General features: G+C 65.0%; 4 protein-coding genes. 2 read left to right on the top strand and 2 right to left on the bottom strand.

Features of this window, described 5'->3' with window-relative positions; genetic code table 11:
* Positions 1 to 3: 3 nt before the first annotated feature.
* Entirely contained in the window at positions 4 to 10,725 is a 10,722-nt protein-coding gene (locus ACK6AU_RS18280; RefSeq protein WP_409300510.1) for an amino acid adenylation domain-containing protein, read from the bottom strand.
* 822 nt (positions 10,726 to 11,547) lie between these two features.
* Here ACK6AU_RS18280 and ACK6AU_RS18275 point away from each other — a divergent pair.
* Positions 11,548 to 12,378: an alpha/beta fold hydrolase gene (locus tag ACK6AU_RS18275; RefSeq protein ID WP_409300508.1), complete on the top strand. Its 831-nt coding sequence runs from the start codon at positions 11,548 to 11,550 to the stop codon at positions 12,376 to 12,378.
* A 190-nt stretch (positions 12,379 to 12,568) separates the two neighbouring features.
* A complete protein-coding gene (locus ACK6AU_RS18270; protein ID WP_409300506.1) occupies positions 12,569 to 13,159 on the top strand; it encodes an acyl-homoserine-lactone synthase in 591 nt (196 codons plus the stop codon).
* A gap of 36 nt (positions 13,160 to 13,195) precedes the next feature.
* On the opposite strand, the gene ACK6AU_RS18265 is transcribed toward ACK6AU_RS18270, so the two are convergent.
* Positions 13,196 to 13,921, bottom strand: coding sequence for an autoinducer binding domain-containing protein (locus ACK6AU_RS18265; protein ID WP_260498056.1), 726 nt, complete (start codon positions 13,919 to 13,921; stop codon positions 13,196 to 13,198).
* Between the last annotated feature and the right edge of the window lie 439 nt (positions 13,922 to 14,360).

Below are 14,360 nucleotides of genomic sequence, written 5' to 3'. Positions count from 1 at the left end.
GCGCTAGCCTTCGCTTTCCAGGACCTGCTTCCACTGCCGGGGAGCCAGCGCCGGACCTCCGGGCAGGCGCAGCTGCGGATCATCGAACAGCCACCAGCCCTTGAGCAGGCCAAAGGTCAGGTGGGTGAACAAGCCATTGCCGGCGATCTCGTTGATCATCAGCAGGCCGTTATGCTTGAGCAGCGCCTTGACGTTCTTCAGGGTCCGGCGCAGATCCTGCGTTGCATGCAGGACGTTGGTGGCGATCACCAGGTCATAGGTGCCTGGCTCGATACCCTGGACCGCCACTGGCTGGTCGACATCGAACAGCTGGCAGGCCAGGTACGGGACTTGCGGGCCATAGGCCTGGCGGGCGTGCCTGAGGAACGCCTGGGAGACATCGGTATAGCAGTATTCGGCGATCCACTCCTGGAACGGCCGCAGCTTTTCGAAGGCACGGGCACTGGTGCCACCGGTGCCGGCACCGACCTCGAGGATCCGGATCGGCACCTGCGGCGCCTGCTCCAGGCGGCCGCGGACGAACTCCAAGGCGGCGTCGAGCAGTACTTCGTTAAAGAAATCGGACAGCGGATTGTGCTTGTAGATGCCCTCGACCAGAGCCATCGAGGCATCGGGAAAGAGAATGTCGGTGGCCGGGATCCGGCCATCGAGGATCCGCGGCAGGGCCTGCAAGCTCGCCTCGGCCAGCAATACCTCGGCCTTGAGGCTGGCGTGTTCGAGCCAGGCCGGCTGGTGCCCGGCCCACTCTTGCCACAACGCTTCCAGTGCCACCGGCCGCACCTGGGTGTCGTGGTATACGCCGTCCTCCAGCCGCAGGTAGCCATGCTGCGCCAATTCTTCCAGGCTCTTGGCAAGCCAGCGCTGGTACATCGGCGACAGCTTGCAGCGCTGCTGCATATCGATGGCCGATTCGCCCGGACAAGTGAAGCAGCCCAAGCGCTCGAGCTGGGCCTGCAGCAGGCGCAACTGCAAGGTATGGATGAGCGCCTTGTGCGCCTGCACCTGTGCCACCACGCCGCGCACCTGCTGGCTGTCCGGACGCAGGCGGTCCTGGATCCGCGGGAGCAACGAGGGGTAGGCCGCCGGGCGCAGTTCGGCGTATTCCCCCAACGGGCCGCCGGCAGGGGCCGGCAGTGCCAGCTGGCCGAAGGTTTCACCGAGGCTGCGTGCGGCACGCAGGAAGGTCAACTGGCTCGGCGCCTGGCCTTCGGCCCCACCAGCGAGCAGCACCCGCAGGGCTTGCAGCGCCGACTCGCCGTCGATCGAGCCCAGCCCGAGGCCGGCCATCCGCCGCCGATAGTCCTCGCCGGCCACCGAGCCGATCTCGCCCCAGTAGCCCCAGTTGATGACCTGCACCGGGTAGCTGCGGCGTTGCCCCAGATAGCGGCCGAAAGCGTTCTTGAAGGTGCAGCCGGCGGCGTAGTTGCCCTGGCCCGGGGACTTGGTGAAGCTCTGCAACGAGGAGAAGAACAGCATGAAATCCAGCGGCTGATGCTCGAATACCTCGGCCAGGCATACGCTGACGTCGACCTTGGCGGCCAGCGTGGCGGCGAACTCCCCAGGCTGCATGCGCGCCAGGCTTCGATCCTCGAGCTGCAGCGCGGCGTGGATCACGCCATGGATCGGCCCATGCTCGGCCAGCACTTGCGCCACGGCCTGTTGCAGCGCGGCATGATTGCCGGCATCGGCCCTGATGTAGCGTGGCGCCGGGCCCAGCTGGGCGAGCTGGTCGATGGCCGCGGTGATCGGGTCGTCCTGTTCACGACGCCCGATCCAGATGACCTGCGCCGCATGGCTGCGGATCAATTGCTCGCTCCACCAGCGGCCGATGCCACCGGCACCACCGACCACCAGGTAGACCCCGCCTTGGCGATAGGGGTCCTCGAGCGTAGCGGCCTGGGGGGGCAGGCAAGGCACCAGGCTGGGTCGATACCAGGCCGCGTCGCGCCAGGCCAGTGCATCGCCTTGCGGGTCTGCGGGCAATGCCAACAGGTCCTGGCTCGGCCAAGTGTCGCCGGCCGGCAGGTCCAGCAGCCGAATCCGCCAATGGCGGTACTCCTTGGCCATCGCGCCGACCAGGCCGTGGACGCTGGCATGGGCTGGCGCCACCGGTTCATGGACGGCCTGGTGCAGCGTGCTGGCCTGATCGAACACCGTCAGGGTGGCGCGGGTGATCAGCGTCCAGGCCAGCGGCTGGCTGTCGCCGCCCATCGCCAGCACCGCCTTGAGCAAGCGGAACAACCCCAGGACCCCAGCCTGCTGGGCGTGGATCATGCCGGCGACGCCGCTCGGCTGCTGTGCCTCGCTCGGCGCCAGCCACAGCACCTGCTCCAACGGGCCCAGCTCGGCCAACCGCGCGGCCAGGGTCTCGATGGACTCGCTGCCGTCCAGGAGCAACGCGGCGGCCTGCGGATAACGCGCCGCCAATTGCCGCTGGCCATCCACGTCATGGGCGATCGCCAGTAACCGTCCGGTGTCCGGCGCTTGAACTGGCACACTGACACGCTGCCATTTTTCCAGCAGGTACCAATCGGCCTGCGCGCGATCGTCCAGCAAGCCTTGCAGGGCCGACGGCGCCTTCAGCTCCCGCAGGACAAAACCCCGCAGGGCCAGGCAATGCTCGCCCTGCTGGTTGTAGATATCGATATCGAAGCTCGACTGACCGACATCCACCGCCTGCCGGGCGTCACGCACCCAGGCCCATATCCGCTCCCCCAGCGCCGCCCCACTCTGCCACAACCCGGCCAATGCGAAAGGCACTCGGGTGGTCTGCAACGGCGCCGCCTGGCCCTGCTCCAGCCGCTTGGCCAGGAGCAGCCCGACGGTGGCTTGCAGGGCGCCATCCATCAGGCTCGGATGCAGGACGAACGACCCATGCCCTGCCCTCGACGACTGCGGCAGTTCGATCTGCGCCAGCAATTGTCCGGCACCGGTGTGCAACTGGCTTACCGCCCGGTGGCTGGGGCCGTAGTGGATGTCGACGCTGTCGAACGCGCGGTACAGCGCGTCGGCGTCCAGGCCTCGCTCCTGGATACTCGCCTGCAACGCCGCCAGCGACGCTGGTGGCTCGGGTATACCCTGCAGCAGCGCCTCGCCCTGGCAGTACAGCGCCTGGCCCTGCGGCGCGCGTATCTGGAAACCCAGGCGCTGCGGGTCCAGGCTGTCCACCAGGATCTCGACCCCCAGCGGCTCGCCGCCCTGTTCGTCGAACGCCAGCGGTTGCGCCCATACCAGGTTGCACAGGGCCAGGGGAGCGGCCCCCTGCTCACCCAGGGATTGGCTGATGGCCTCGCGTGCCATTTCCAGGTAAGCCACCGCGGGCAATACCCTCTGCTTGCGCACCCGGTGATCACGCAGGAAAAATTCGTCACCCGTGAATGTCGAGGTGAACTTCTGCTGCGCCAGGTCCGACACGTTGCGTTGCAACAACGGATGCAGGTGCCCGGCCTCGCCCCGGTGGGCCTGGGGCGGGAACTGGAAGTCGCCACGGACCCAGGTGCGTTCGCGGGCGAAGGGATACCCCGGCAGGCTGATCCGCCGGAGCGTCCCCGGCGCGGCCCCGAGCAGTGTCCAGTCGAACGCCAGGCCCTTGACCCAGAGTTCCAGCAGTTTCTGGTATTTGCCTTTGTCGGCCCAGGCCACTAGCGTCGCCGCCATGTCTTCATCATGGGCGAGCACCGCCATCGCCGCCTTGTTCTCCTGGACGCGGCCCAGGTACAGGTTGTCGAAGCACCCCGAGCACTGAGGCGTGCTGGCCAGCAATGCTTGGCCCTGGGCCAGGCGCTGCTGTAGCTCATCGATGCTCGTGGCACTGAACGCCAGGCGGTACTCCAGTGCCTCGCGGCCCTGCTGCAGGGTGAAGGCCAGGTCATCCAGACGCGGCAGCTGGCCCTCCAGGGCGCGACGTTGCAGGCATTGCCGTAGACGCTCGACTTGTTGCAGCAGCTGGGGCGGCGTCCGCGCGGACAAGAGGATGATCGCAGGCTGGCCGGCAAGGGCCGGCGAGCGCTTCGGGGCCTGGTACTGGGCGATGATCACGTGCCCGTTGGAGCCGCCGGAACCGAAGGACGAGACGGAAGCGACCAACGGATATTCGCGTTCGCTACCGTCCAGATCCAGCCGCGGCTGGCGCCACTCTTGCAGTTGCTGCGGGATATGGAACGGTGACTCGGCGAAGGCGATCGCCGGATTGAGCCGTTGCGAATGCAGCGATGGCGCCAACTGCCGATGCTTGAGTTGCAGTAGTACCTTGGCCACCCCGGCGATCCCCGCGGCCGACTCCAAGTGCCCGATGTTCGACTTGGCCGAGCCCAGCGCGCAGTGCCGGGCCGCAACCGGCGGCCGGCCCAAGGCGGCGCTGCGTTGGGCGAAGGCTTGTTGCAGGCCACTGATTTCGATCGGATCGCCCAACGCCGTGCCGGTGCCGTGGGCCTCTATGTAGCTGAGTTCCCGTGGATCCATGCCGGCCTTGGCCAGGGACTCGGCGATCATCGCGCCCTGGGCGTTGGGGCTGGGCACCGTGTAGCCGTGGGTCCTGCCGTTATGGTTGATCGAAGTGGCACGAATCACCGCGTGGATGTTGTCGCCATCGGCCTGGGCCTCGGCCAGGGGCTTGAGCAACACCGCGCCGACGCCTTCGCCAGGCACGAAGCCGTCGCCGCCTTCGCCGAAACTGCGGCAGCGTCCGTCGCTGGAAGACATGGTCAACTGCGACTGGATGAAATACTTGTTCGGGTGCAACGACAGGTTGACGCCCCCGGCCAGGGCCACTCGGCACTCACCCCGCCGCAGGCTCTGTACCGCCAGGTGCAAGGCCGTCAGCGATGAAGAGCAGAGGGTGTCCACCGCCATGCTCGGGCCATTGCAGTCCAGGACATAGGACACCCGGTTGGCGATCGAGCCGAACGAGGCATCGACCGCATCGTCAGTGCAGTCGCTGGCAGTGGAGCGGGTATACAGCAGGTACTCGCCGTGCATCACGCCGACGAACACGCCCATGTTGCCCTGGTAGTGACGTTGCAGCGCGGCGCGGTCGTAGCCTGCATCTTCCAGGGTGTGCCAGGCGGTCTCCAGGAAGATCCGCTCCTGGGGGTCCATGCGTTCGGCATCGCGCGGGGAAATATTGAAGAACAACGGGTCGAAGCGATCGACATCGTCGATGAAACCACCCCACTGGGTGTTGATCTTGCCTTTCTGGCCGCGGTCCTGGCTGTAGTAGTACTGGTTCTGCCAGCGTTCGGCGGGAATCTCGCTGATGCTGTCCACCGCATTCTTCAGGTTGTCCCAGAAGCTCTCCACATCGGGCGCCCCGGGGAAGCGCCCGGCCAGGCCGATGATCGCGATCGGTTGATCCTGCTGCGCCGGCTGCCGCTCGGGCGCGGACCTTGGCTCGCTGCCGGCGATCTGCGTGCCAGCCTTGGCCGGCTCCCGTAGCCCGAGCAGCTGGCGGCTGCGCGCCGGATGCTCGGTGGCGAACCAGGACGCCAGGGCCCTGATGCTCTGGTATTCGAAGAACAAGGTGCTGGACAACTCACCGAAAGCTTGCGCCAAGCGCTGGTTGAGCTCGGTGATCATCAACGAGGTCAAGCCGTAGCGGTCGAAGCTCTCCTGGCTGTCGAGGCTGCCTTCGGCAATGGCCGAGACCTTGGAAAAATGCTGTTTGAGATAGCTCTCAAGCGCTGCTTGCAGGCTGTCGTCGCGGGCGGGCGCGGCCAGCTCGCTGCTGGCGGGGGCGGCGATATGGCAATCGAGGCCCGCAAAGGGATACGGCGCCAGGGCCACGCGCCGGCATTCATGCCGGGCAATTTGCTGTAAGTCGACCTGGCCTGCGACCCAACGGCTGGCGACGGCCTCCAGGGCCTGGCGATCCAGTCCTTGCAAATCCGCCTCGCTGACCGGCGGCCGCACTTCCCGGCCCGCCGTTCCACGCAGCAACGACGAACCCGTGCCAGCCCCGAGCAGCTCGAGCAATTGCGCCGTGCTCTCGGCCACCAGCGCCAGGCGATAGCCAAGGGCGACCCGGCCCACGCACAGGGTATAGCTGATGTCGCCCAGGCTGGCCTCATCCAGGCGGCCAGCCTGCAGATCGCTGGCAAAGGCCGCCAGCAGCCGCTGCAGTTGTTCGTCGCTGGCGGCGCTGAATGGAAACAGCCAGGGACCGCGAGGCTGCGTCCTGGCATCGGCCGGCGGCGGCGCCTCGAGGATCAGGTGGCCAGCGGAGCCACTGGCACCGAAGGCATTGATCAAGGCTCGCGGCGGCCCTTGCCACTGGCGCAGGCTGTCGACGATGGCCAGCTTGCCGTGCTCCATGGCCACCAGGGGACTCAGGGGCGCGCACCCCAGGGTCGGCGCCAATTGCCGGTGCTTGAACTGCATCAGCACTTTGGTGATCTGCGATAGCGCCGAGGCCGACTCCAGGTGGCCGATGTTGGCCTTGATCGATCCCACGGGCAGCGGTGTATCGCCCTGGCGCTGGCCGAAGACCTTGGCGATGGCCGCGAACTCGGCGCCATCGGCCAGGCTGGCGCCCGGCGCGGCGGCCTCCACGTAGCCGATCGCCTCGGCGTCCAGCCCGGCCTGGCGCAATGCCTGGCTCATCGACGCCGCTTGGCTGTCGGTGCTTGGAGCACCGTAGCGCAGCGTCCTGCCGCTGTGGCCGATGGCCGTGGTGCGGACCAGGCCAAGGATCTGGTCGCCGTCGCGCCTGGCGTCCGCCAGCGGCCTGAGCAACAGGGCGCCGACGCCCTCGCCCGCCACCCAGCCATTGGCGTCCAGGCCGAACGGATGGGCCTGGCCCTCCGCGGACAGCAGCTCCAGGGAGCTCAACAGCTCCAGGTGCGAGGGGTGGCTGATCAGGTTCACTGCACCGACGAGCGCTGCCCGGCACTCGCCCTGGCGGATGCTCGCACAGGCGAAATGCAGGGCGGTCAGTGCCGAGGAACAGGAGGTGTCGAAGGCTACGCTGGGACCATCGAAGTCGTTGAAGAATGAAACTCGGTTGGCAATCGCCGAATGCAAGGAACTCGCCCGCTGGCCTTGCGCGCCGGGCTGGTGGTGCTGGTAATCGCCCCACATCGCGGCAACGAAGACCCCGACCCGCCCGGCACTGCGGCGCAGGCTGCTGGCGGTATGGCCGCTGTTCTCCAGGCAATGCCAGGCCGCTTGCAGGAACAGGCGCTCCTGGGGGTCCAGGGTCCTGGCTTCGGCGGGGGTGATATTGAATAGCAGCGGATCGAACAGCTGCTTGTCGGCCAAGGCTCCCACCGACCAATGCGGCCCGGCGGCTGCCGCCTGCTGGCCATGCAATAGCGTACCGGCGCTGACGCTGGCGATGGACGAACGCCCGGCGCTCAGGTTATCCCACAGCTCCCGGACGTCGGCGGCGCCCGGATAGCGGCCACCGATCCCGACGATCGCCAGCGGCTCATCAGGCTCCGCGGCGCTGGTGCCCGCCACTTCGAGGCGCGGCCAGCCCTGGGGCACGTGCTGGATCACGGTGCCGCCAACGAAGCTGTGCAGCAGCTCGTCGCCCTCGTCCAGGGCGAAGGCAGCGCGGACCTTATCGAAGTACATCGAGCCGATGGGGCACAGCCCGATATCGAATTCGCCTTGTCTTTCCAGGAGCAACTGGCCGATCCGTCCGGCTTGCAGCAGGTTGAAATACCGGCTGTCCGCACCATGGGCCGGCGCCTGGCCGGCGATGATGAAGATCCGCAGCCGGGCCTGTTGCCCATGCTTGCGGTTGAAGGGGGTGTAGCTGCCATTGAACAACTGCGGGTCAGCCTCGCCGATGCGGCTCAGGGCATGGCTGGCGGCGTGGTAGCGGTAGATACCGGCAGGCAGCCAGGGCTCCTGCCCCGCCTCCCGGGGTGCCGGAGCGGTCAGTTGCAGGTAGATCTTCAGCTCCAGGCTGGAGTCGACGTGATACAGATGGGCGCCGTCCGCGGCGGCCCGCAGCATGCCCAGGACGCGGCTCAATTGCGCCAGGCTCGGCGGGGTCTCGGCGTACTGGCGCTTGGTGGCACGCAGGCGCAGCGCCTCAGCACTGATCGCCAGGCAAGGCAGTTCGATGACCTGCTCGCCCTGCTCCGGCAAGTCGCGACGAATCTGCCGTTGCTGTTGGTGCAACTGCTCCAACGCTGCCTGGCCCGGCAAGTCGAAACCGTTGGTGCTGGCACTCAGGAAATCGCCGAATGCAGCTCCCGGCACCAGGCTCGCGCTGGCAGCCGAGCCGCCCTGGACCAGGCAATGCAGGACCCGGTGGCTGGGTTGCAAGGCGAACAACTGGCGCAGTGGCGCAACCTCGAAACCCTGTACCGGGGCCAGCGCCAGGCCCAGTCCTGCCTGGCGCGACAGCAGCAGCTGCTCGATGTACCCCGCTTCCAGGACCAGCAGCGCCGGCGCGGCATGGTTGTAGATGGGTTCGATGGCGGCCATCTCGGCGACCAGGAACAGCGCGAAATCGGCCCCGGCCAGTTGCGGGTCCTGGGGCACGTCACGGGCCGGCACGCTGACCGGTAGCAGCCGGTTGAGCCGTGGCTGGTAGTACCAGGCGCCTCCCGGCAAGCCCTCGACCCGCCCCTGGGCCACGTACAGGTAGCACTGGATGGCATTGAGGCCGCCGGCCGATGAATAAAGGTACTTGCCCTGCCCTTGCAACGAGACTTCGCGCAGCAACGACAACAGCTGGCCCAGTTGCTCGCGGTCGGCGGGCGCAACCTGCGTAGTGCGCAGATAGGCAGCAGGATCGAAGCTCACCGGTTCCAGCGGGATTGGCTCCGATCCGGACGCGCCATGGGTGGACGAGACTGGCGCCGTCGTTGCCGGCGCTGGCGAGTCCGCCAGCCCCCCCTTGTCGTCCAGGATATAGGCCATGATGGCGGCGATGGTCGGTCGCTCCAGCAGCACCTGCACCGGCAAGGTGACCTGATACTGCTGATGAATGCTGTGGATCGCCTGCACCAGGGTGAAGGAGGTCGCGCCCTGGTCGAAAAGATCGTCGTCAGGTGCCAGCTCGGTCAGTTCCAGCGCTTGGCAAAAGTGCGCTTGCAGCCAGGCAGCCAGCGCATGGACATCCAGCGTCGATGCCTGGGCACCGGCTGCGGGGCCGCTGCGACCCTCGAGCAGTGCCTTGCGGTCCGCCTTGCCATGGGCGGTGACCGGAATCTGCTCGACGAACAGCACCCGGTTCGGCGTCATGTATTCCGGCAAGCGCGACTTGATGAAATCGCGCACGGCCTTCTTGTCCAACCCTTGGGCAACGACATGGGCCACCAGCTTGGGGTCCTCCGACCCCGCATCCTGGACCTGCACCACCGCATCGCTGATCGAAGGGTGGCTCTTCAAGGTGGTTTCGATCTCGCCCAGCTCGATGCGCAAGCCGCGCAGCTTGACCTGGGAATCGAAGCGCCCCAGCACCTCGATCTCGCCGTTATCGAGGAAACGTGCCTCGTCGCCGGTGCGGTACAGGCGAGCATCGGGCTCGTCGCAGAACGGATCGCGGATGAATTTCTCCGCCGTCAGCTCGGGTCGATTGAGATACCCCCGGGCCAGGCCGACACCACCGATGCACAACTCACCGGTCTGGCCGATGGGCACCGCCGTGGTTCCGGCGTCGAGGATATGGATGCGAATGTTGTCGATGGGCCGTCCGATTGGCACGCGCCGGTCGGCCCGTGGCTCGGCGACCCACCAGGTGACGTCTACCGCTGCTTCGGTGGGGCCGTACAGGTTGTGCAACCGGGCTTGGAGCAGTGAACGGTAGAGCAGCAGCAAATCGTGGGTCAGGGCCTCGCCGCTGACGAACACGTTGCTCAACGATCGACACTCGCCCACCGCCGGATGCTTGAGGAACAAGCGCAACATCGAAGGCACGAAGTGGCAGATGGTGATCCGTTGCGCCTTGATGATCTCCACCAGGTAGTGGGCATCCTGGTGGCCACCGGGCCGGGCCATGACCAGGCAGGCGCCACTGAGCAGCGGCAGGAACAACTCCCAGACCGACACATCGAAAGTGAAGGGAGTCTTCTGCAGGATCCGCTCATCCGGCCCCACGGCGTAATGGCGCTGCATCCATAGCAGCCGGTTGCAAATGGCCTTGTGCGGCAACATGCAGCCCTTGGGGCGGCCAGTGGAGCCGGAGGTGTAGATGACATAGGCCAGGTCGGCGGGACTGTTGATGAGCGAGGGATTGGCCTCGCTGGCATGCAGCGCCTGGTTCTGCGGCTCATCCAGGCACAAGGCCTGGACGGCGTGTTCGGCCAGTCGCTGGGCAAAACGCCGCTGGGTCAGCACCACGCTGACCGAGGCGTCGTCGATGAGCAATGCCAGGCGTTCCTGCGGATAGCCAGGGTCCAGCGGCAAGTAGGCGCCACCGGCCTTGAGGATTGCCAGCAAGGCCACCATCAGCTCGAGCGAGCGCTCCATCTGCACGCCCACCAGGCTGTCGGGCCCGATTCCCAGTTCGCGCAGGTAGTGAGCCAGACGGTTGGCCCGGGCATTCAACTGGGCAAAGCTCAAGCACTGGTCGGCAAACGCCACGGCCACAGCGTCGGGACTACGCAGCACTTGTTGTTCGATCAACTGGTGCAGGCACAGGTCCAGCGGGTATGGGTGGTCCGTAGCGTTCCAGCCGGCGATGATCGCTGCTTCCGAAGCCTGGTCACCAGGCCGCCCCTCTTGCGACATGCCCCGAGGGCCGCCATTGGTCGAGTTGTTGTCAGACACTGCGCGACTTCCCTGTCAGGTTCGGCCACCGGGCCCGGCAGCTTTTATCCGTGTCATCCCGTCGGCGGGACAGGCTCATGGGAGCGCCGGCCACGGGCTCAGGCAAATGAAGAATCGATTTCGTGCGGGGGTGCGCGGGCGGCTAATCGTCCTCCAGGGGACGCGGGTGACGATCCCACAGGCGCCTGCCCGGGAGCACGGATGCGCAAGGCCACCCCGGTTCCAGCCATGGGTTCGATGGAGGTTCAGCGAGAAGCAAGGCCGACGTATCCGTGTTCCTGAACACAGTAATTCCCTTTAACAGTGACTGTCCGAGGCTTGCCAGCAGCAACGATGCATACCTTGCGTGATCAATGACCTTGTTGTTTTCGCCGTGGTCCTGCGGACCCGGGTCGATTGCCGCAAGACGACGGTACGAGCGTAGTAGCAACAGGTCAGCTGTCAAACCTCGATCCACGGACTTGGCACCGACAGGCCCGAACGCCATCGACCCGGCGCCCGCAATTGCAGTGTGGCGACGAACTCAAGGGCCGCTATCGGACTGCAACTCCATACCCCATGCGTTGTCCGGCATAGGGGCGTCATGACGCCCGGCGACACAGGCCGAGACGGACCGACCAAAGGTATTGACCTTCAAGCCGGCTTCAAACCTAGCCTCGACTCCCGGACAGCCGGGACAGGCTCGCGCTGCCCCCGAACGATGGTGCACGCCAAAGCGGCTACGCTCTAGCTACGCGCGGCCATCGCCCCTCAACGCCAGGCGCCGGAGGCTCGTACGCAACCGCCCTCCAACGCTCCTGCACTACATAGAGAGATGCGAACATGGGATATGTCGCCACCCAAGATGGAGTCGAGATTTTCTACAAGGACTGGGGCCCGCGGGACGCCCAGGTCATCTACTTCCACCACGGCTGGCCGCTCAGTTCGGACGACTGGGACGCGCAGATGTTGTTCTTCCTCAAGCACGGTTTCCGGGTGGTGGCCCATGACCGCCGTGGCCATGGGCGCTCGAGCCAGGTGTGGGACGGTCACGACATGGACCACTACGCCGATGACGTGGCGGCTGTGGTCAAGCACCTCGGGGTGCAGAAGGCGGTGCATGTCGGCCATTCCACCGGCGGCGGCGAAGTGGTGCGCTACATCGCCCGGCATCCCGAGGATGCGGTAGCCAAGGCTGTGTTGATCAGCGCCGTACCGCCGCTGATGGTCAAGACCCAGCACAACCCCGAAGGTTTGCCCAAGTCGGTGTTCGACGACTTGCAGGCCCAGCTCGAAGCCAATCGCGCCCAGTTCTACCAGGACATACCGGCCGGGCCTTTCTATGGCTATAACCGACCGGGGGCGATACCGTCCGAGGGCGTGATCCGCAACTGGTGGCGCCAGGGCATGATGGGCAGTGCCAAGGCCCACTACGATGGCATCGTCGCGTTTTCCCAGACCGACTTCAGCACCGACCTGGCCGGCATCGGCATCCCGGTACTGGTGATGCACGGCGATGACGACCAGATCGTGCCCCACCATAACTCGGGGGTGCTTTCAGCCAAGCTGCTGGCCAAGGGCACGCTCAAGCTCTACCCGGGTTTCCCCCATGGCATGCCCACCAGCCACGCCGATACCATCAATGCCGACCTGCTGGCATTCATTCGCAGTTGACTGCGCGAGGGCCAGCCCCCCGGCCCTCCTCTCTCCATGCCCTGGAGCATGGGCTGCCGGCCGCCGCTGAGCCTGGGCGCCAACGGCCCAGGCCCATGGAGGCGCCCCGGAACTACCAGATCTTGTAGGTGCCGGGCTTCTACCGGTCCTCTATAAGAGATCGCTTTATCCATCCTCGAGGACATCCAGCATGCACATGGAAGAGCACAGGCTGAGCGAGATGAACCATGAGTTGCGATTGCGGCTAGGTCGCTTCCGTTACGAACAGTTCGTGCAACGGCTTGGCTGGCGACTGCCGGCCCATCCCCATCCGGACCCAGGCGAGTGGGACCAGTACGATACCGAACACGCCCGGTATGTCCTGGCCATCAACCGAACAGGCGCCATCGTCGGCTGTTCGCGACTGATCCCCACCACCTGCCCCAACCTGCTCGAAGGCGTCTTCAGCCAGACCTGCAAAGGCGCACCGCCCAAGCATCCAGCCATCTGGGAAATGACCCGTTTCACTACCCGGGAACCCCAACTGGCGATGCCGTTGTTCTGGAGGAGCCTGAAGGTCGCCAGCCAGGCAGGGGCCGATGCCATCGTCGGAGTGGTCAACCGGACCATGGAGCGCTACTACAAGATCAACGGCGTGCACTACGAACGACTGGGGCCACCCACGCTGCATCAGGATGAAAAACTCATTGCCATCAAGCTATCGGCCCATCGCGAAGACCATCGCCGTGCCTCTGCCGCGACGCCCTTGAGTGGCGGCCCCCCATTGCAGGAAACCGCCTGATCAAGCCGAGCCGCCCGCGGACGGCTCGGCTGCGGCTCAGATGTAGCCCAGGGCAACCGCGTAGGACACGGCCTGGACCCGGTTGCTGGCACCGATCTTGCGCTGGATGTTGCGATGATGGTAGTTCACCGTATCGGTGCACACCCCCATGATCACGCCGATCTCTTCCGAGGTCTTGCCATCGGCAGTCCAGCGCAGCACATCGCACTCCCGTCCACTGAACTCGACCTGGGCATTGAACATGCCGTCATCGCTTTCCAGTTCAGAGATCTTCTCATGGGCAGCGATGGCGAACGCCTTGGTCACCGGTTTCAAGGCCTCGAACTCCTCGAGGCTGATGGCCTTGCTCCTGCGCGCCAGGCTCAGCAGGCCGACTCGCCCCTGGGCATTGAACGAGGGTTGCGCCAGGCCATGGCACAGGCCCGAGTCCCTGGCCTCGGACCAGAGTTCCCGGCTGTCGCGAAATAGCTCGTTACTCCACAGGATGGCAGCCGAGGAAAGCTTGCTGTGTTTCACCGTCGGATCGATCAAGGCATAGTTTTCCCCCTGGTAGCGCTGCACCCAGTGCTCGGGGTAATTACTGCATATAGATGTCCTGGGGCGCATGAACGGGGTCACGCTACACATGCCGTAGGCAAAGAAGTCGAAACCCAGTTCATGCAAGGCTCTCATCGCGATAACCCTGAACTCTTCAGTATCCGCAGCTTGTGAAAAGATACTGTAAAAATAAGCGTCCCATCCAAACAGCTGTCCTAATTCCATTTTGAACACCACTAAAGTTTGAACGAGGTCGTGAGACTAGACCAAACTGAACTCATGTCAACAGATAAATCGGAAGCTCCATAGAAGGCTTCGTACTATCACTAGATTTGTACTATATAGTTAAACTCGCTAGCCATAAGCCAGTACGATTTTTCGATGTTACTTGGCCATTATCGTCATTCGAGCGACGAACGCACGATTCTCTTCACGATACTGAAACAGTCCCTCCGAATGCTTCCACGACCTCCTCGCTACAAGATCTGGTAGTTCCAACGCCAAGAAACGCAAGTGTATAAACAACCCCCATTCAACGCCATTACAACAGCAAGATCTTTAGTGGCTGCAACTAATTTCGACCCGAAATCGTTAACCGGACATTTACTTTTTTTAGAAAACAACGGTTCTAATTAAATGAGGATGCTGCCCATGACAGCTTCAA

Source organism: Pseudomonas sp. KCJK8993 (genome assembly GCF_046230915.1).
Lineage (GTDB): Bacteria > Pseudomonadota > Gammaproteobacteria > Pseudomonadales > Pseudomonadaceae > Aquipseudomonas > Aquipseudomonas piscis.
This window is presented reverse-complemented; position numbering and strand designations above follow the sequence as displayed.

Coding starts and splice junctions, on each gene's coding strand:
- ACK6AU_RS18265 (WP_260498056.1), bottom strand. CDS start 13,921: ATGGAATTAGGACAGCTGTTTGGATGGGACGCTTATTTTTACAGTATC.
- ACK6AU_RS18270 (WP_409300506.1), top strand. CDS start 12,569: ATGCACATGGAAGAGCACAGGCTGAGCGAGATGAACCATGAGTTGCGA.
- ACK6AU_RS18275 (WP_409300508.1), top strand. CDS start 11,548: ATGGGATATGTCGCCACCCAAGATGGAGTCGAGATTTTCTACAAGGAC.